20 protein-coding genes are annotated in these 18,441 nt (G+C 70.2%); 15 read left to right on the top strand and 5 right to left on the bottom strand.

Annotation, left to right across the window (positions count from 1 at the left end; translation table 11 throughout):
• The first annotated feature begins 41 nt into the window (after positions 1-41).
• The 5 genes from P9K36_RS15060 to P9K36_RS15040 all read left to right on the top strand — a co-directional run bounded on the left by P9K36_RS15060 (position 42) and on the right by P9K36_RS15040 (position 5,145).
• Positions 42-632: a DUF2059 domain-containing protein gene (locus P9K36_RS15060; protein ID WP_043380704.1), complete on the top strand. Its 591-nt coding sequence runs from the start codon at positions 42-44 to the stop codon at positions 630-632.
• A gap of 42 nt (positions 633-674) precedes the next feature.
• Positions 675-1,895: an O-antigen ligase family protein gene (locus P9K36_RS15055; RefSeq protein WP_100793964.1), complete on the top strand. Its 1,221-nt coding sequence runs from the start codon at positions 675-677 to the stop codon at positions 1,893-1,895.
• Complete coding sequence (gene gor / locus P9K36_RS15050; protein ID WP_043380702.1) at positions 1,892-3,274, top strand: glutathione-disulfide reductase; 1,383 nt, start codon at positions 1,892-1,894, stop codon at positions 3,272-3,274. The genes P9K36_RS15055 and gor overlap by 4 nt, the downstream gene beginning before the upstream one ends.
• 55 nt (positions 3,275-3,329) lie before the next feature.
• On the top strand, positions 3,330-3,647 hold the full coding sequence (locus P9K36_RS15045) for an RNA polymerase sigma factor region1.1 domain-containing protein (RefSeq protein WP_043380700.1): 318 nt from the start codon (positions 3,330-3,332) through the stop codon (positions 3,645-3,647).
• Positions 3,648-3,762: 115 nt separating this feature from the next.
• Positions 3,763-5,145, top strand: coding sequence for a 3-deoxy-7-phosphoheptulonate synthase class II (locus P9K36_RS15040; RefSeq protein WP_111473890.1), 1,383 nt, complete (start codon positions 3,763-3,765; stop codon positions 5,143-5,145).
• 428 nt (positions 5,146-5,573) lie between these two features.
• On the opposite strand, the gene P9K36_RS15035 is transcribed toward P9K36_RS15040, so the two are convergent.
• Together P9K36_RS15035 and P9K36_RS15030 are read right to left on the bottom strand one after the other, a co-directional pair.
• Entirely contained in the window at positions 5,574-6,848 is a 1,275-nt protein-coding gene (locus P9K36_RS15035) for an efflux RND transporter periplasmic adaptor subunit (RefSeq protein WP_043757828.1), read from the bottom strand.
• A 107-nt stretch (positions 6,849-6,955) separates the two neighbouring features.
• The gene (locus tag P9K36_RS15030; RefSeq protein ID WP_043757826.1) at positions 6,956-7,657 is read right to left on the bottom strand and encodes a sulfate transporter family protein; all 702 of its coding nucleotides are present in this window, start codon (positions 7,655-7,657) and stop codon (positions 6,956-6,958) included.
• 216 nt (positions 7,658-7,873) lie between these two features.
• On the opposite strand from P9K36_RS15030, the gene P9K36_RS15025 reads away from it, so the two are divergent.
• The 3 genes from P9K36_RS15025 (at position 7,874) to P9K36_RS15015 (ending at position 10,329) form a co-directional block, all read left to right on the top strand.
• Entirely contained in the window at positions 7,874-9,223 is a 1,350-nt protein-coding gene (locus P9K36_RS15025; protein ID WP_278307285.1) for an NAD(P)/FAD-dependent oxidoreductase, read from the top strand.
• 87 nt (positions 9,224-9,310) lie between these two features.
• Complete coding sequence (locus P9K36_RS15020) at positions 9,311-9,937, top strand: cyclic nucleotide-binding domain-containing protein (protein WP_043380688.1); 627 nt, start codon at positions 9,311-9,313, stop codon at positions 9,935-9,937.
• Positions 9,938-10,194: 257 nt separating this feature from the next.
• Positions 10,195-10,329 carry a hypothetical protein gene (locus tag P9K36_RS15015; protein WP_257791599.1) on the top strand — a complete coding sequence of 45 codons (135 nt, stop codon included), beginning with the start codon at positions 10,195-10,197 and terminating at the stop codon, positions 10,327-10,329.
• Between the two features lie 24 nt (positions 10,330-10,353).
• On the opposite strand, the gene P9K36_RS15010 is transcribed toward P9K36_RS15015, so the two are convergent.
• Positions 10,354-11,352, bottom strand: coding sequence for a D-glycerate dehydrogenase (locus P9K36_RS15010; protein ID WP_043380685.1), 999 nt, complete (start codon positions 11,350-11,352; stop codon positions 10,354-10,356).
• A 270-nt stretch (positions 11,353-11,622) separates the two neighbouring features.
• Between P9K36_RS15010 and P9K36_RS15005 the strand changes: the two genes are divergently transcribed.
• Entirely contained in the window at positions 11,623-12,186 is a 564-nt protein-coding gene (locus P9K36_RS15005; protein WP_043355011.1) for an SH3 domain-containing protein, read from the top strand.
• 218 nt (positions 12,187-12,404) lie between these two features.
• On the opposite strand, the gene irr is transcribed toward P9K36_RS15005, so the two are convergent.
• Positions 12,405-12,920: a Fur family transcriptional regulator Irr gene (gene irr, locus P9K36_RS15000; RefSeq protein ID WP_012319639.1), complete on the bottom strand. Its 516-nt coding sequence runs from the start codon at positions 12,918-12,920 to the stop codon at positions 12,405-12,407.
• A gap of 215 nt (positions 12,921-13,135) precedes the next feature.
• On the opposite strand from irr, the gene fabA reads away from it, so the two are divergent.
• The 4 genes from fabA (at position 13,136) to fabI (ending at position 16,236) form a co-directional block, all read left to right on the top strand.
• Positions 13,136-13,672 carry a 3-hydroxyacyl-[acyl-carrier-protein] dehydratase FabA gene (gene fabA / locus P9K36_RS14995; RefSeq protein WP_043355013.1) on the top strand — a complete coding sequence of 179 codons (537 nt, stop codon included), beginning with the start codon at positions 13,136-13,138 and terminating at the stop codon, positions 13,670-13,672.
• A gap of 140 nt (positions 13,673-13,812) precedes the next feature.
• Complete coding sequence (gene fabB, locus P9K36_RS14990; RefSeq protein WP_043380680.1) at positions 13,813-15,039, top strand: beta-ketoacyl-ACP synthase I; 1,227 nt, start codon at positions 13,813-13,815, stop codon at positions 15,037-15,039.
• A 57-nt stretch (positions 15,040-15,096) separates the two neighbouring features.
• The gene (locus P9K36_RS14985) at positions 15,097-15,219 is read left to right on the top strand and encodes a hypothetical protein (protein ID WP_257787406.1); all 123 of its coding nucleotides are present in this window, start codon (positions 15,097-15,099) and stop codon (positions 15,217-15,219) included.
• Positions 15,220-15,405: 186 nt separating this feature from the next.
• Positions 15,406-16,236 carry an enoyl-ACP reductase FabI gene (gene fabI / locus P9K36_RS14980; RefSeq protein WP_043757822.1) on the top strand — a complete coding sequence of 277 codons (831 nt, stop codon included), beginning with the start codon at positions 15,406-15,408 and terminating at the stop codon, positions 16,234-16,236.
• A 3-nt stretch (positions 16,237-16,239) separates the two neighbouring features.
• Here the strand turns inward: fabI and P9K36_RS14975 are convergent, their stop codons facing one another.
• Positions 16,240-16,491, bottom strand: coding sequence for a hypothetical protein (locus P9K36_RS14975; RefSeq protein WP_043380675.1), 252 nt, complete (start codon positions 16,489-16,491; stop codon positions 16,240-16,242).
• A 140-nt stretch (positions 16,492-16,631) separates the two neighbouring features.
• Between P9K36_RS14975 and P9K36_RS14970 the strand changes: the two genes are divergently transcribed.
• Positions 16,632-16,871, top strand: coding sequence for a hypothetical protein (locus P9K36_RS14970; protein WP_020092122.1), 240 nt, complete (start codon positions 16,632-16,634; stop codon positions 16,869-16,871).
• Between the two features lie 52 nt (positions 16,872-16,923).
• A complete protein-coding gene (locus tag P9K36_RS14965; RefSeq protein WP_043761194.1) occupies positions 16,924-18,438 on the top strand; it encodes a DUF6880 family protein in 1,515 nt (504 codons plus the stop codon).
• Positions 18,439-18,441: the final 3 nt, after the last annotated feature.

The following is an 18,441-nucleotide window of genomic DNA, read 5'->3' as shown; positions in this document are numbered from 1 at the left end:
GCCGTCCTCAATCGCAGGTCATCCTCGCAAGAAAGTCCAGCATGTCCCGACGCCTCATCGCCGCGCCCGGCCTCGCGCTCGGCCTCGCGCTCCTGGCGCTTCCGCATCCAGCTGCAGCCCAGCCTCAAAAACCCGCGCCGACCAAGCCGACGGCGCAGCCGAATGCCCCGGCGGGCGGCACCCCGGCCGCCAATACGCCGGCGGCCTCCACCTTTTCGCCGAGCCATCTGGCACTCGCCCGCGAGGTGATGCTCAGCTCCGGCATCGCCCGTTCGTTCGACTCGGTGCTGCCCGCCTTCGCCGATCAGATCCGCAAGCAGACAGTCACCCGGCCCGAGCTTTCCAAGGATCTCGAGGAAGTCCTGGCCTCGCTGCAGCCGGAGATGGAACTGCAGAAGCAGCGCATGATCGACATCGCGGCGCGGACCTACGCGTCGAAATTCTCCGAAGCCGAGCTGAAGGAGATCGCGACCTTCTTCCGCTCGCCCGCCGGGAAGCACTATGTCGAGGCGCAGCCGCAGCTTCTCGACGAGATGGTGCAGGAGATGCAGGACTGGACGCAGGACGTCTCGGAATACGTCATGGTCCGCGTCCGCGCCGAGATGGGCAAGCGCGGGCATCAGATGCAGTGAGGGTGGCCGCCCCCGCGGGTCGATCGCCGTGAGAGGTCGACCATGAGCGCGGCCGGCCGCCTCTACGCGGCGGGCGGCGTGCTCCTCGCCGTCATGCCGCTCGCCATGGTGCTCGCCAACCGGTCGAGCCCGCTCATCTGCGGGCTGGCGGCGCTCGCCTTCCTGGCCGGGCGCTGGGCGGAGGACGCGGCCGCCCTGCGCCGCCATCTGCTGGGACCGCTCCGGACGCCGCTCGCCGGCGCAGCGCTCGCCTTCCTGGCCTGGGCCCTGATCTCACTCGCCTGGAGCCCGTTCCCGGCCGCGTCGCTCCGGGTTCTCGGGGAGTTCCTGCCGACGCTGCTGGCCGCCTACCTGCTCGCCTGTCTGGCGCCCGGCCGCATACCGGCCTTCGCGCCGCGCCTCGGCGCGATCGCGGTCGGGCTCGCAGGCCTCCTGATCGCGATCGACCTCGCCTCCGATCTTGCCCTGGAGCGTGCGCTCGGGCGCCGGATCGCCGCCTTCGTTCACAACCGGCCGGCCTTGACCCTCGATCTCGTGGCCGGTCCGCTGGCCTTGGTGCTCTGGAAAGGCAGCGCCCGGGGCCTGGCGGCGGCGGTGCTGGGCTTCGCGGCGCTCGGCGTCCTCCGCTCGATCAGCGGCGCCGCCCAGCTCGGCCTGCTGGCCGGCGCCGCGATGGCCGCCCTGGCCCGGATGCTGCCCCTGCGGGTAGGTCTCGGCCTCGCCGGCCTCGGTCTCGGCCTCGCCGTGGCGCTCGCCCCGGTCGAGGGCGACCTTCTCGCCCGCGCCATGCCGGAGGCGGCGCACGAGCGGCTCGTCCAGTCCTCCTCCCGGGCACGGGTCGCGATCGCGCGCAGCTTCGGCGCCGCCGTGGCGGCCGATCCCTGGCGCGGCGCGGGCTTCGGCACCAGCGCGCGCTTCGCCGAGACGCCCGTCGCGCAGACGGTGCCCCCCGAGATGCGGGTCCTGCTCGGGGTCGGGCATCCGCACAACAGCTTCCTGCAGATCTGGGCCGAGCTGGGCCTGCCCGGCGCCCTCCTCGCCGCCTTGACGCTGATGCTGATGCTTGCCCGGATCGCGCGGCTGACGCAGCCGGACCGCGCCGCGGCCCTCGGTCTCGTGGCCTGCGCGGCCGCGATCGCCTTCGTCGAGCACAACGGCTGGGCGGCATGGTGGACGGCGGGGCTCGGCGCTGCCATCACCTGGATGCGTGCGGCGTCTCCTGCCGACGCGAACGAGAGATCCGAGCGGGACGGTCCGGCATGAGCGCGTTCGACGTCGACCTCTTCGTCATCGGCGGCGGGTCCGGTGGTGTCCGCGCGGCGCGGATCGCGGCCGGATACGGCGCGCGGGTGATGCTGGCCGAGGAGTACCGCGTCGGCGGCACCTGCGTGATTCGCGGCTGCGTCCCGAAGAAGCTGATGGTCTATGCCGGCCGCTTCGCCGACGAGTTCGCGGATGCCGCGGGCTTCGGCTGGACGGTGGGACAGCCCCGCTTCGACTGGGGCACCCTCAAGAGCCGGCGCGACGCGGAGGTGACCCGGCTCGAAGGCATCTACGACGCCAACCTGATCCGCGCCGGCGTCGAGATCGTGCCCGAGCGGGCGGTGATCGAGGATCCCCACACGGTCCGCCTGCTGAAGTCCGGCCGCACGGTCCGGGCGGAACGCATCCTCGTGGCGGTGGGCGCGCATCCGGTGAAGGAGCCGGCGGTGCCCGGGATCGATCTGGCGATCACCTCGAACGAGGTGTTCGAGCTGGAGAGCCTGCCGGAGCGCATCCTGGTGATCGGCGGCGGCTACATCGCGGTGGAATTCGCCGGCATCTTCGCGGCGCTCGGCAGCCGCACGACGCTGCTGCACCGGGGCGAAAGGCTGCTGCGCGGCTTCGACGACGAGATCCGCGACGCCCTCGCCGAGGCCTACGGCCAACGGATGGACCTGCGGCTCGGGCGCACGCTGCGGCGCATCGCACGGCAGGACGGCGGCCTCTGCGCGGAGCTCGACGACGGCAGCGAGATCCGGGTCGATCAGGTGCTCATCGCCACCGGCCGGCGGCCCAACGTGGACGGGCTCGGCCTCGATCGCGTCGGGATCGAGACCGACGGGGTCGGAGCGATCCCGGTGGACGCCTATTCGCAGACCAAGGTCCCGTCGATCTATGCGGTGGGCGACGTGACCAACCGCGCCAACCTGACGCCGGTGGCGATCCGCGAGGGCCACGCCTTCGCCGACACGGTCTATGGCGGCAGGCCCTCCTGCGTCGATCACCGCCTGATCCCCACCGCGGTGTTCTCGACCCCCGAGATCGGCGTCGTCGGCCACAACGAGGCGGCCGCCCGGGAGATCTACGGCAAGATCGACGTCTACAAGGCGCGCTTCCGCCCGATGAAGGCGACCCTGTCCGGGCGCGAGGAACGCATCCTCATGAAGGTGCTGGTCGACTGCGCCAGCGACCGGGTGGTGGGCGTCCACATCTTCGGCCACGATGCCGGGGAGGTGATCCAGGCGGTCGGTATCGCCGTGACCATGGGTGCCACGAAGGCCGATTTCGACCGGACCATCGCGGTCCATCCGACAGCCGCCGAGGAACTCGTGACCATGCGGGTTCCGGAGGTCACCAAGCATCCGGTCGGCGTCGGCTGAAACCTCCGTGCGGGCGGGGCCTCGACGCGGTGCGCGACCGAGCCATATCTGTGGCATGGGCAAGCCGAGCACAGGCAAGGGACGACGCGAGGACGACGCGCATGCGCGGCGGCAGGCGATCATCGATGGCCTGCTGGCGGACGCCCTGCGGCCGGCCTTCCATCGGCCACCGAGCCACGATGCCCTGCCGCCCGATATCCGTCAGGCCATCGACCGCCTGCTCGCCAAGGCTGAGGCGCAGCGCAGCCGCAACCTGACCTACGACGATCTGGAGGAGGCGCTGCCACCCCGGGACGTGTCGGCGGAAGACCTGGAGGCGATCTTCTGGATCCTGGCCGAGCACGGGATCGAGGTGGAAGACGGCGAGGCCTGACGCCGAGGCGCGCCTGCCCCCGGTTTCGCGGCACTCGCAAGTGTGAAGGAACCTCTCTATAAGCCGCGCTTCGCGCGACGGCGCGATCGCACGAAGAGGTGCGCGGAGAGAGACCATGGGCGAGCGTTGGACACCGAAAAGCTGGAGACATCTGCCGATCGAGCAGGTGCCCGCCTATCCGGACGCTGCCGCCCTGGGTGCCGTCGAGTCGCAGATCGCGAGCTTTCCGCCGCTGGTCTTTGCAGGTGAGGCCCGCAAGCTGAAGGCGGCGCTGGGGCGCGTCGCCGTGGGCCAAGCCTTTCTGCTGCAGGGCGGCGACTGCGCCGAGAGCTTCGACGAGCATTCCGCCGACAACATCCGGGATTTCTTCCGGGTGTTCCTGCAGATGGCGATGGTGCTGACCTTCGCGGGCGGATCGCCCGTGGTGAAGGTCGGGCGCATCGCCGGCCAGTTCGCCAAGCCGCGCTCCTCGCCCACCGAGACCCTCGAGGGCGTGAGCCTGCCGAGCTACCGGGGCGACATTATCAACGGCATCGGCTTCACCGAGGAGTTGCGGGTTCCGGATCCCCGCCGCCAGCTCGAGGCCTACCGTCAGTCGGCCGCGACCCTGAACCTGCTGCGCGCCTTCGCCACCGGCGGCTACGCCAACCTGGAGAACGCGCACCGCTGGATGCTGGGCTTCGTGAAGGATTCGCCGCAATCCTCGCGCTACCAGGATGTGGCCGGCCGCATGACCGACGCCCTCGACTTCATGCGGGCGATCGGCATCAATCCGGAGACGCATCCGGAGGTGCGGACCACCGATTTCTACACCAGCCACGAGGCACTGCTGCTCGGCTACGAGGAGGCGCTGACCCGCGTCGATTCGACCACGGGCGACTGGTACGCGACCTCCGGCCACATGCTGTGGATCGGCGATCGGACCCGGCAGCCCGACCACGCCCACGTGGAATACGCCCGCGGCATCAAGAACCCGATCGGCCTCAAGTGCGGCCCGTCCATGAAGGCCGAAGGCCTGATCCGGCTGATCGACCTGCTCAACCCGGAGAATGAGCCGGGGCGCCTCAGCCTGATCTGCCGCTTCGGCGCCGACAAGGTCGGCGACCACCTGCCGGCGCTGATCCGGGCGGTCGAGCGGGAAGGGCGCTCGGTGGTGTGGATCTGCGATCCGATGCACGGGAACACGATCCCGGCGGGCCGCTACAAGACCCGGCCCTTCGAGCGGGTGATGCAGGAGATAGAAGGCTTCTTCGGCGTTCACCGGGCCGAGGGCACCTTCGCGGGCGGCATCCATCTGGAGATGACCGGCAAGGACGTCACCGAATGCACGGGCGGCGCCCGGGCACTGACGGCCGACGACCTTCAGGACCGCTACCACACCTACTGCGACCCGCGCCTCAACGCGGAGCAGGCCCTCGAGGTGGCGTTCCGGACCGCCGAGCTGGTCAAGGCCGAGCGCAGCCACGTGGAGCGCCCGCGCCTCGACGCCGCCGAATAGGGCGGTCCCTCCGTCCACAGACCGATGGCGCGCGCGGCCTCCTCGCGGGGGCGGCGCGCGTCCGGCTTCGGCCGCCGTCCTGGCAATCCGGTCCGCCGCAGTGACGCGTGCAAAGCGGTGATGAGGCGTGCCGACGTGAACGCGCAGATGCGATCCGCCCCGAGGCTGTAGACCAGCCGATCACAGGCCTCGAAGATCTCCCCGGCGAGCACATCGGGCAGATCGCACTCCGGGATCCTGCGAACCTGGGGGCGCTCATCCATCGCAGGCCCGAAGAACCGCAACGCGCCGCACGCCTCGGCCTTTTCCGCGATCGCGGGTGGCCTCGGCGTTCTTGATGCGCTTCTCACAGCTCGTCCCGTCGCTCGGCGCGAGGGTGAGGCCGATGGTGAGCCCGACGCGGATTGCAGAGGGCTGTTCCCGGCCGATCAGCGTTGCGCCGATCGGAGCGGCTCCATCGACTGCGGCGGTTTCACGGGTTCGACCGACTGGCCGTCGCGCAAGTCCGGAGCCGGGCTGTAGATGATGCGGCTGTCCGCGGAGAGACCGGAATCCAGCTCCAGCGTGCGCCCGAGATCGCGCCGCACGCGGATCGTCCGCCATGTCACCCGGTCATCGTCGCCCAGGGTCGCGACCTGCAGGCCGTTGCTGTTGAACACCGTCGCCTCGGCGGGGATCGTTACGCCGGGCTCGGTCCGGGGGATCTTGAGGGTGACGTAGGCATAGAGCCCGGCGCGCAGGGTCCGGTCGGGATTGGGCACGTCCACCTGGGTGGTCAACGTACGCGACGCCGCGTTCAGCGCAACGGAGCTGCGCTCCACGAAACCCTCGAAGCGGCGGCCCGGCATCTGCGGGACGGTGATCGCTGCCTGGACACCGGGCTTGACGCCGATGGCGTCGTTCTGCGGGACGTTGACGGTGATCCGCAGGGTGCTGTCCTGATCCATGCTCAGGAGCGGCGTCCCGCCGTTATCGGCCCGGACAAGATCCCCGACATCGACATTGCGCACCGTTACGACGCCATCGAACGGGGCTACGACGCGCTCGAACGCAGTGAGCGCCTTCAGGCGGTCGACGACGGCCTCCTGCACCTTGATGTTGGCTGTGGCGACCTTCACGCCGGCCTCTGCGGCGGCGAGCGCCGCGGCCTGACTGAGCACACCGGCCTGGGTGTTGTCGGCGTTCTGCCGCGACGCCCAACCTTGCACCGCGAGCGTGGAGGTGCGGTTATTGGTGAGGTTGGCGAGGTTGACGTTGGCGCGCGCCTGCTCGACCTGCGCCTGTGCCTGGAGCAACTGCGCCCTCAACTGGCCGACCTGCGCCTCGGCCTGCGCGCGTTGCTGATCGAGATCCGGTGCGGCGATGCGCAGGAGCAGCTCGCCCGCCTTCACGCGCGATCCGATATCGACCCGGCGTTCGGCGATGTAGCCGGTGGCGCGGGCGGCGATCGCCGCCGTGGTGAAGGCCTGCATCTCGCCGGGAAGCACGAGATCGACGGGGCCCTCCGCCCGCACGGCCGCGACGGTCCGCACCTGGGGCACGAGGGTCTTGATCCGCTCCAGCGTCGCGGTCGCCTCCGCGTCGCGCTGCCAATGGCCGTAGGCGCCCCAGGCCAGGAGTCCCATTGCGGCAAGCCCTACGAGAAAGAACGGGACCTTGCCGGGCGGCGGTGGAACGTCCGCACCCGCGTCGTGCGCCTTCATCGATCGGCTCTCCGCCCCGAACGTCCGGTCGGGTCACGGTGAAGGTAGCGGGCGACGGCCGGGCCGGCCAGAGCGGTCACGGGCCGCATCCTCGCAGATGCGTGGGCCTAACGCAGGGGTCCGGTCACCAGCGGGCGTCGGCCGAGGCGCTTGTGGAGGTGGACCATCAGCGCGATTCCGAAGAGCGGCGTCAGCAAGTTGAGGATCGGAACGACCATCAGGGCCGCCAGCAGGCAACCGGCACCGAGTGTCCGGACGGAGAAAGCGCGGCGCATCTCGGCGGCCTCCGGAAGGGGCCGGAACCGGGCCGCCGCCATCTCGAAATACTCGCGGGAGAGCAGATAGGCATTGGCCGCGAAGAAGGCCGCGATTCCGATCACCGGCACGAAGAAGATCACCAGCGCCGCGAGATTGACCAGAAGCGTCAGGCCGGCGAAGCGCACCGCATAGAGCATGGCAGTTCCGAACGGCATGGGGCGTCCGGGCGGGTCATTCGGGAAATCGGTGCGCTCGACGATCTCGGCGGCATCGTCGAGGAAGAAGCCCGCCACGAGGATCGAGACCGCCGGCATCAGGTAGGCGAGGACCACGACGAGACCGACCCCCGCCAGATAGTAGGCGAGGTTGTCGAGGATCGGGTACTGGGTGGAGATGTGGTGGCTCGCCTGGAACGCCTGGATGAGCCGGGTCAGGCCGAGCCAGACCAGGAGCAGGAGCCCGACCGTCAGGCCGAGGGATTTCCACAGGATCGCCCGCAGCGGTGGCGAGAAGGTCTGGCGCAACGCCGCCGCGGCGGACTCGACGAGCATCGGGCGAAGTGTTCCGGCCCGCGCCGAAAGCGGCGCAGGCGCGTTGTGGAGCGGTGTGGCGACCGGTGCAAGGCCGGGAGCCGTCGCAGGGGCGAGAGGGTGCGGGGAGAACGCGTGCAGGATACCACCGGACAGGACACGACCGGACAGGGCACCACCGGACAGGGCACCACCGGACAGGGCACCACCGGACAGGGCACCACCGGACAGGTCGCGATGCCGCAGGCTGCGGAGTCCCGATGGATCGACCCGGCGTTCCGCCCCGCCTACAGGCCGCGCCTCGCGCCGCTTCCCGAAGTGGCAGACGTGCTGGTGATCGGTGCGGGTGCCGCGGGGATCGGCGCGGCCCGGACTCTTGCCGCACGGGGGGTTTCGGTGGCCGTGCTGGAGGCACGGGACCGCGTCGGTGGCCGCGCCCTGACTGTCGCCCTGCGCGGACATGCCCTCGATCTCGGAGCCCATTGGCTGCATGCCGGGCCGATCAATCCCCTGGTGACGCTCGGTCGGACGCGCGGCGAGCGGCTGCGCCGTGCGCCGCAGGAGAGCCACGTCTGGGTCGGGCGTCGGCCCGGCCGCGCCGCCGAGATCCGGGCCAACGGGCGTGCCTTCGACCGGGCCGACCGGGCCATGACCCGCGGCGCCGCGCAGCCCGGTCCCGACCGGCAGGCAGGCAGCGCGCTGCCGCCGGGGCTCGGGCCCTGGGGGGCGCGGGTGGCGCAGGTCCATGGCCTCGTGTCGGGCCGGCCGCTGAACGAGGTCTCGCTTCAGGACTTCCCCAGCCTCGAATACGGCGACAACTACTTCCTCGCCGACGGCTACGGCAGCTACCTCGCCCGCTTGGCGGACGGGTTGCCGGTGGCGCTCGCGACAGCGGTGACGCGGATCGACTGGTCGGGCGGCCGGGTCCGCGCGACAACCGCGGCCGGAGCCGAGCACGCCGCGCGCGCCGTGATCGTGACCGTACCGATGATGGTGTTGCGTGAGGGGCCGGTCTTCTCGCCGCCGCTGCCGAATGCGGCCCGCGCCGCCATCGACGGGTTCACCACCGGCATCTACGAGCACGCGGTGCTGCACTGGCCGTCGAGCCCGTTCCGCGGCCGCGACCGGCTCGCGGCGATCCATGGCGGGCGTCACGCGCCGCCGGGGCTTCTGACCCGCATCGACGGAACGCCGTTCCACTATTATGAACTCGACCTGCACGAGGCGGCGGCGATCGACGCCGCTGGCTCCGGCGCAGACGGCGTGCGCCGCCATGTCCGCGCGGTCCTGGCCGAGCATTTCGGCGGCGCACGGCTGCGCGACCTCACGATCCCGGCGGTGAGCGCGTGGCGCCACGACCGATGGTCGCGCGGATCGTGGGCGGTGGTCCCGCCGGGCCATGCGCCGGCGCGACAGGCCCTGCGCGGCGCGGTGGCCGATACGGTCTGGTTCGCCGGCGAGGCGCTGTCCCGGGAACAGTGGGGCACCGTCGGCGGCGCCTACGAGGAGGGCGTTCGAGCCGCCGAGGCCGTGGCCGCGGTCGTCACGGACGGGGCCGGGACGCGTATCCGTGCAGGCACAGGCTGAGATCCCCGCTGCGCGGAAAGCCCCGAAAAGCTTGCCGGAGCGGGGCAAGACAGGCATCCCCCGGCTGACACGCTTCAGGGGGCGGCCATGGATTGGGTCGAGGGCATCGGCTATCTCGGGACGGCGCTGACCATTTCGGCGACGGCCATGAGCACGATGATTCCGTTGCGGATCATCTCGCTCTGCGCAAGCTGTGCCGTGATCACCTACGGCATCCTGATCGGCAGCATGCCGGTGGTGCTCACAGAGCTGATCCAGATGCCCTTCAACGCCTATCGGCTCTGGCAGATGATGCGCCTCGTCCGCGACGTTGAGACGGCCGCCGACGGCGACCTGTCCCTCGAATGGCTGCGGCCCTTCGGCTCGCGGCGCCCGTTCGGTGTCGGCGAGGTGGTGTTCCGCAAGGGGGATCTCGCCGACGAGATGTACTACATCGAGAGCGGCGTGTTCCGGATCCCGGAAGTCGGCCTCGAGGTGCGCAAGGGCGGGATCGTCGGCGAGCTGGGTCTGCTGTCACCCGGCAATGCCCGAACCGCGTCGTTGGTCTGCGTCGAGGCGGGTCACGCGCTGTGCGTGTCCTATTCGGACGTGAAGCAACTCTACTACCAGAACCCTGAATTCGGGTTCTACTTCCTGAAGCTGACAAGCGAACGCCTGTTCCAGGGCGTTCAGGGCATGGCCAAGCCCCAGGCGGTGACCGGCGACGCCCTCTGATCGCGGCAAGACCGCCCGTGCGGACCCTCTGCGCTTCCGGACCGGCCGTCCACGCCGCGCGATCGAACCATCCCGTTCGCCGGCTCCGCGCCTTGCCCCAGGGAAACACGGCCGGCCATCTGCCGCATCGAGAGCGGCGTCTTCCGGGTTCCGGAAGTCGGTCTCGCGGCGGGCGCGGGCAGTGTCGTGGGCGAATTGGGCCTTCCGTCGCCGGTGCACGCGCGCAGCGCCTCGCGGTCTGCGCGGAGCCGGGCAAGGTGCTGTGCGTCGGCCATTCCGATCTGAAGGACCTCTCCGATCAGAGCCCGGAATGCGGCTTCGCTTTCCTCGCGCCGACCTCGGAGCGCCTGTTCCAAAGCGTCGAGGCCGCCAGAAAGCCGCTGGCGGCCTGAGGCCCCTCGAAGGCGCAGCGCTGCTCAGAGCATGCTGGGCAGGATGCGGTCCGGCGGCCTGTGGCCGTCCATGAAGGTCTTGATGTTGATGATGACCTTCTCGCCCATGTCGGTGCGGCTCTCATAGGTTGCCGAACCCATATGCGGCAGGAGCACGACCTTCCCCTGGCGCGCGAGCTTGACGAGCCGGGGGCTGACTGCGGGCTCCTGCTCGAACACGTCGAGGCCGGCCGCCGAAACCTCGCCGCCCTCGATCAGGCGCGCCAGGGCGTTCTCGTCGATCACCTCGCCGCGGGCGGTGTTGACCACGATGGCCTCGGGCTTGAGCAGCTTCAGGCGCCGCGCCGAGAGCAGATGGTAGGTGGCCGGCGTGTGCGGGCAATTCACCGACACGATGTCGACGCGCGCCAGCATCTGGTCGAGGGATTCCCAGTACGTGGCGTCGAGGGCGCTCTCGATGGCGGCGGGCACCCGGCGGCGGTTGTGGTAATGGACCTGCAAGCCGAAGGCGCGGGCGCGCTTGGCCAGGGCCTGGCCGATCCGGCCCATGCCGACGATCCCCAGCCGCTTGCCGGTGATGCGCCGGCCGAGCATCCAGGTCGGCGACCAGCCCGTGGTCCACTCGTCATCCGGGATGATCCGCGCGCCCTCGGTCACCCGGCGGGCCACCGCGAGGATCAGCGCCATCGTCATATCGGCGGTGTCCTCGGTCAGCACGCCGGGCGTGTTGGTGACCGTGATGCCGCGCTCCAGCGCCGCCGCCACGTCGATGTGATCGACGCCGTTACCGAAATTGGCGATGAGCCGAAGGTTCGGTCCGGCCTGGGCAATCAGGCCGGAATCGATCTCGTCCGTGACAGTGGGGACGAGGACATCGGCCTCGCGCAAAGCGGCCGCCAGATCGTCCGCCGCCAGCGGAGCGTCGTCGGCATTGAGCCTGACGTCGAACAGCTCACGCATCCGCGTCTCGACGGCATCCGGAAGGCGCCGCGTCACGACCACCAGCGGCTTGCGCTTCGACACGTCTCTCTCCCCGTCAGCCCCGCGGCCCTGATTGCGGCACGCGCCCGGCGGCTTCCGCCCGAACCGCTTCCCGCAAGCGTCCGTTAACCGAACTCGGCCAGACAGGATCGGTCACGAGGCGCCGGTTCCGGAGCCAGTTCCGACCCATCGGCCTCTCTACCAGAGGTGGGCCGGAACACAATCGGATGCGGCCCGGTCCGCGTGTCGAACCGGCCCTGCTTTCGACAGGTCCGGCGCCCACCAACGCCACGTCTGGATAGGGAGACGACCATGCGCGTGTCACGCCTCAGCTTCGCCGTCGTGGCGATGCTGGCCGGCGGCCTCGCGACCGGTGCCCGGGCGGCGCCGCCCGCAGGCCCCGAGGCTGGGGTCGGACCGGTGACCAAGCTGCCGCTGCCGCGCTACGCGAGCCTGAAGACCGATCGCGTCAACCTCCGCGAGGGCCCCTCCAAGGATCACCGCACCCTTTGGGTCTTCCAGCGGGCCGGCCTGCCCGTCGAGATCATCGGCGAGTTCGAGACCTGGCGCCGGATCCGCGATTCGGAGGGGACCGAAGGCTGGGTGCTGCACTCCCTGCTGTCCGGCCGCCGGACTGCCATCGTGAATGCCGGCCCCGACAAGGGCGTCGAGAAGGCTGCCGTATCGCTGCGCGCGAAGGCCGACGACGGCGCCGAGGACGAGGCCAAGCTTCAGACCGGGGTGATCGGCAGCGTCAAGAGCTGCACCGGCACGTGGTGCCGCCTGATCGTCGCCCTGCCGAACAAGCGGGACGTGGATGGCTATATCCGTCAGAACCGCCTGTGGGGCGTCTATCCGAACGAGGTCGTGGAGTAGCGTCCGGCGCGATCATCGCCGTCGGGCGATGCCGGCCGGCACGTACACTCCCATCCCGGGACCGCGCAGCAGACGGTATCCGATTTCCGCATCGAGCGCCGCACCCCGACCGGAATGGCCGGCGCTCCGGTGTCGCGCGACCGAGCGCAAACGCAAAGGCCCGGACGAACCCGGGCCTTCGCGACGATCCTGATGGTTCCTCGAGCCGTGCCGTGGCGTCAGCCCTGGCGGCGGCCCGCCGGCCGGCTGCGGCGCAGGCGTACGATCACCTCGACCCCGGCGATCTCCATCCCCTCGGGGGCCTCGGGCAGCGAATCAACCGTGATGCCGCAATCCGGCATGTCGATGACCTGGCTCTCGTCTTCCAGGTAGAAGTGGTGGTGCTCGGTCGGGTTCGTGTCGAAATAGGCCTTCGACCCGTCGAGCGCGAGCTGGCGCAGCAGCCCCGCCTCGGTGAACTGATGGAGGGTATTGTACACCGTCGCCAGCGACACCGGCACCTTGGCGCGCATCGCTTCGTCGTAGAGCATCTCGGCCGTGAGATGGCGGTCGCCGCGGCCGAACAGAAGCCAGCCGAGGGAGAGACGCTGCCGCGTCGGCCGCAGGCCGGCCCGACGCAGGCGGTCGCGGAGGTCGGACAGCGGGCACCCGCGCCGCGGAGTCCCGTTGGCCTCCAACTGGGGGGCGGGGACCCGGCCGTTGAAGACGGCCTGGAATGGCACCGGTTCGGACATCGCTGGACTGAACGCTCGACGAGGGGCCTGAAGGAACGGATGTCGCCCGAGTATATTGAAGTGGTCAGGCTGTCGCAACCCGAGCGTTGCCGCATGCCTGCGGCCGCAGGCTTTGAAGGCGCGACGCCCCGTGCTAACCCGCGCGCCAGCCGACGGGCCGAGTATAGTCGCCCGCGACGTGAAGATCGCGCACATCCGAGGAAACAGCCAACCCAATGCCGCCAGACGCCGAGACACAAGCGCAGGACGCGAACCGCCGGTCGCACTATTCTTACGAGGATCTTCTGGCCTGCGGGCGCGGCGAACTCTTCGGATCCGGGAACGCGCAATTGCCGCTTCCGCCGATGCTGATGTTCGACCGCATCACGTCCATCGCGGCCGAGGGTGGCGCCCATGGGAAGGGCCACGTGACCGCCGAACTCGACATTCGGCCGGACCTCTGGTTCTTCCCCTGCCACTTTCAGGGCGATCCGGTGATGCCGGGCTGCCTCGGGCTCGATGCGCTCTGGCAGATGCTGGGCTTCCATCTCGGCTGGCTCGGCTCGCCGGGTCGTGGCCGCGCCCTCGGCGTCGGCGAGGTGAAGCTCGCCGGCCAAGTCCTGCCGACGATGAAGAAGGTGGTCTACAATGTCGACGTGAAGCGCGTCCGTCAGGGCAAGCTCGTCCTCGGGATCGGCGACGGCTGGCTCGAAGCGGACGGCGAGCGCGTCTATCAGGTTCAGGACATGCGGGTCGGCCTGTTCCAGAGCTGAAACGCGTCGGCCGGGCGTCCGGTTCGCGGCTCGGCCGCAACGCCGGACGATCTCGGTGGTTGAGATTGTGTCCGCGTCACCTTAGCTGACCGGTACGTGGCCCGGGCGACCGAGGCCGCGACGGAGGTAGTGTCACCATCATGCGCCGTGTCGTCATCACCGGGATGGGCATCGTCTCGTCCATCGGCAACAACACGCAGGAGGTGCTCGCCTCCCTGCGCGAAGCCCGCTCGGGCATCGCGCGCGACGCCAGCTACGCCGAGCACGGCTTCCGAAGCCAGGTCTCGGGCGCGCCGACCCTCGACCCCGAAGGCGTGGTGGACCGGCGCGCCATGCGCTTCCACGGCGGCGGCACCGCCTGGAACCACGTCGCCATGGATCAGGCGATCCGGGACGCGGGTCTGGAACAGGGCGACATCTCGAACGAGCGCACCGGCATCATCATGGGTTCGGGCGGTCCGTCGACCCGGGTGATCGTCGAGGCCGCCGCCATCGCCCGGGAGAAGGGCCCCAAGCGCATCGGCCCGTTCGCGGTGCCGAAGGCGATGTCGTCCACCGCCTCGGCGACCCTGGCGACGTGGTTCAAGATCCGCGGCGTGAATTATTCGATCTCCTCCGCCTGCGCGACGTCGAATCACTGCATCGGCAACGCCGCAGAGATCATCCAGGGCGGGCGGCAGGACATCATCTTCGCGGGTGGGTGCGAAGACCTCGACTGGACCCTCTCGGTGCTGTTCGACGCCATGGGCGCCATGTCGTCCAAGTACAACGACACGCCGTCCCGGGCCTCCCGCGCCTACGATGCCAACCGCGACGGCTTCGTCATCGCCGGCGGCGCGGGCGTTCTGGTCCTCGAAGAGCTGGAGCACGCTAAGGCGCGGGGCGCCCGGATCTACGGCGAGGTGGCCGGCTACGGCGCCACGTCGGATGGGCACGACATGGTGGCGCCGTCGGGCGAAGGGGCCGTCCGCTGCATGCGGCAGGCCATGGAAGGCCTGAAGGGCGCGCGGATCGACTACATCAACCCGCACGCCACCTCGACGCCGGTCGGCGACGACAAGGAGATCGAGGCGATCCGCGAGGTCTTCGGCCGGGGCGACGCATGCCCGCCGATCGCCGCCACGAAGTCGCTCACCGGTCACTCGCTCGGCGCCACCGGCGTGCAGGAGGCGATCTACAGCCTGCTCATGATGAACAACGGCTTCATCTGCGAGAGCGCGCATATCGACGAACTCGATCCCGCCTTCGCCGACATGCCGATCCTGCGGGCGCGTCGGGACGACGCGCAGCTTGGGCACGTGCTGACGAATTCCTTCGGCTTCGGCGGCACCAACGCGACCCTGGTCCTGAAGCACGTCGACGCCTGATTACTGAAGGGAACCGCCGGCTCGAGGTCGGCGTTTACTGGATGTTGAGATCTGGTGGTGGCAATGGGGACTTTCATCTTCGGAACGCTGAGCGGACTGGTCATCGCCGGTTGCGCCGCGATCTACGCGAAGCAAGCCCTCATCGACGAGGCGCAGTCGCATACGGACGGCCATTTCTGAGTTCGGCCGCCCCGCCAGGAACGCCCCGCCAACAGGCGGGGCTTTTTTTTGCCTGCCGTCCGACCGCCGACCGGTTTGGAACGCACGGCGAGCCGCGCTAAGGCACCCTTTGGCGGTTCGCTTGCGCGGATCGCGGACCGTCCCCGCCTGGTAGGGGCGGCGTGCTTGGTCAGGATGTGAGTCGGCATGACGGGATTGATGGCAGGCAAGCGCGGCCTGATCATGGGCGTCGCGAACGATCACTCGATCGCCTGGGGTATCGCCAAGGCGCTGCACGCTGAGGGCGCGCGCCTGGCTTTCACCTACCAGGGCGAGGCTTTGGGACGCCGCGTGGCACCGCTCGCCGCCAAACTCGATTCGGATCTCGTCCTGCCCTGCGACGTCGAGGACCTCGCCTCCGTGGATGCGACCTTCGAGGCCCTCGATGCGCGATTCGACGGCAGCCTCGACTTCGTGGTCCACGCCATCGGCTTCTCCGACAAGGCGCAGCTCAAGGGCCGCTATGTCGACGTAACCACCCGCGAGAATTTCGTGCGGACGATGACGATCTCGTGCTTCTCGTTCACCGAGATCGCGCAGCGCGCGGCCAAGCGGATGACGCAGGGCGGGTCCCTGCTGACCCTGACTTACGGCGGGGCGACCCGGGTCATGCCGAACTACAACGTGATGGGCGTGGCCAAGGCGGCGCTGGAGGCGTCCGTCCGCTACCTCGCGAGCGATCTCGGTCCGGACGGGATCCGCGTCAACGCGCTGTCCGCCGGCCCGATGCGGACGCTGGCGGGCGCCGGGATCGCCGACGCGCGGCTGATGTTCAATCACCAGCGGGCCCATGCGCCGCTGCGGCGCACGGTGAGCCTGGAGGATGTCGGCGGCTCAGCCCTCTACCTCCTGTCGCCGCTCTCGGGCGGTGTCACCGGTGAGGTCCATTTCGTGGATGCCGGCTACAACATCATCTCGATGCCGCGCCCGGACGTGCTTCAGGCCCAGGACGCGGCCGGAGTCGTCGGCGACGCCTGAGCCTCACTCCTCCGGGATGCGGCCCGGAGGCAGCGGGCCGCGCCGGACGCCGCGTTCGTCGCGCACGTCCCGCCGCGCCCGCACGGCGCGGATTTCTTCCGCGGAGGGCGGCGCGGACGGGTAGTTCGAGGCGAACGGATTGGGCGGCGTCCCGCGCCCGGAACCGCCGAAGAGCTTGTCGAGGAACCCCTCCTCGGCGCTGGCGGGCCGGGCGACCAGGAGAAGGGCGAGGGCGAGAAGCGGGCGAAGCTGCATCGGGATCGTCTGGATATCGGGATCCGCTGCCGATAGCGGCACTTTCCGGCGGATCGGAGGCCGCCACGCACCACGCCTGGAACCCCCAGCGCATCCGGCGGGTTCGCGCTCAACAATGCCGGGCGTGAACAGGAGGCGTGATGTCTGAGGTTACCTATCGCATCGTCGAGCACGACGGCGGGTTCGCCTACAAGGTCGGCGACGTCTTTTCCGAGACCTTCCCGAGTCGCGAGGAGGCGCTGCAGGCGGCCCAGGCCGCGGCGGCAGAGCAGCAGGTCCCCGGCTCGACCGAGGGCATCCGCTACCAGGATCAGGCCGGCGGCTGGCACGACGAGACCGCCCAGGGCAGCGATCGGCCCCGCGCCCGCGTGGTGGAGTAGCCGGCGCGGACGGGACGGCCGTGTGGAACCCGACGTATCGATGGAGGCCATCGTGGCGCGCGCGCGGCGGGTGACACCGGAACCGCCGCCGCAGGGACGCCGGAAGGCGCCCGCCCTCCCGAAGGGCGTGCGCCGCACGACACCGTCGCCGGAAACGCTGGCGGCGCTCGGCCCGGACCGGTTGATCGGGCTGATCCTCGGCGAGACCGCGCGCAATCCCGCCTTCAAGAAGCTGGTGAGCGCCGCTTTGGCTTCCCTCCAGGGGCCGGACGCCGTGGCGGCCATCGTCGACCGGCGGCTGACGGCCCTGGAGGGGGCCCAGGGCTATATCGACTGGCAAAAGCGACGGACCTTCGCGGCCGATCTCAACGCCACCGTGACGGTGATCCTCGACGAGCTGCGCCCCCTCGATGCGGGCGCCGCCCTCGATCGCCTGAGGCGCTTCCTCAACGGTGCCGACGCGGTCCTGAACCGTGTCGACGACAGCACCGGCGCGGTGCAGGGCGTGTTCGATCGCGCCTCGACGGCCTTCGTGGAGATCGCGGGCAACCTGCCTCCGGCGGAGGCCGCCGGGTTGGCGGCACGCCTCGTCGAGCCCTTCGCGGCCGATCCGTTCGGTCCACTGGGACTCGTCCTCGGGGACATGATCCCGACGCTGCCCGAGTCGGCCCTTGCCGAGATCGACGACAGGCTCGCCGCGGCCGACGCCGCGATGCCGACGGGCGGCGATCCCCGCCGCGAGGCGACGCATCATCGGCAGGCGGCCCGGATCCAGATCCTGCGCCTCCGGCAGGCCATAGCCGACCGGCGCGGCGATCCGGACGCCTTCATCGCCCTGGAGCGCACGGTGCTGCCGGGGCGGGAGAACCGCGTCGAGATTGCCCGGCGCCTCCTCGCCGCCGGACGGACGGAAGAGGCGCTGGACTGGATCCGGCGCATGCAGGATCCGGGATTGCGCATCGCGACGCGGGCGGATCTGATCGCGGGTTTCGATACGCGCGGGCCGGAGCGCGAACGGCAGACGCTGGAGATCGAGATCCTCGATGCCCTCGGCCGGTCCGACGAGGCACAGCTCCTCCGGTGGACCCGATTCGAGCGGGAACTCGACGCGCCGATGCTGCGGACCTTCCTCGCCAAGCTTCCGGATTTCGAGGACGAGGAGGCGCTCCAGCGCGCCCTCGACCATGCCGAGGCCTTCCCGCAGCCGCACCGGGCTCTGACCTTCCTGACGGCTTGGCCGGATCTTCGCCGCGCCGCCACATTGGTGGTCGCGAGGCCCGGGATCTGGCAGGGCGATCAGTACGCGGTGCTGGCGCCGGCGGCCGAGGCGCTCGCCCAGGAACACCCCCGGGCGGCCACGATCCTGTATCGCCGGCTCCTCGACTCCATCCTCGAGGGCGGCCGCAGCGCCGCCTACCCGCATGGGGCGCGCTACCTCGCGGAACTCGACGCCCTGGCGGGGCGCCTCGCGGCCGGCGATGCCGAGCCGGATCCGAAGGCCTACCGCGCGGCGCTGCGGCAGACGCACGGCCGCAAGCACGGGTTCTGGAGCCTCGTCCGGGATTGAATC

This window comes from Methylobacterium sp. 391_Methyba4, assembly GCF_029691625.1.
In the GTDB taxonomy this organism is placed as follows: Bacteria; Pseudomonadota; Alphaproteobacteria; order Rhizobiales; family Beijerinckiaceae; genus Methylobacterium; species Methylobacterium fujisawaense.
Note: the sequence above shows the minus strand (reverse complement) of the source record. Positions and strands in the feature narration are given on the sequence as shown.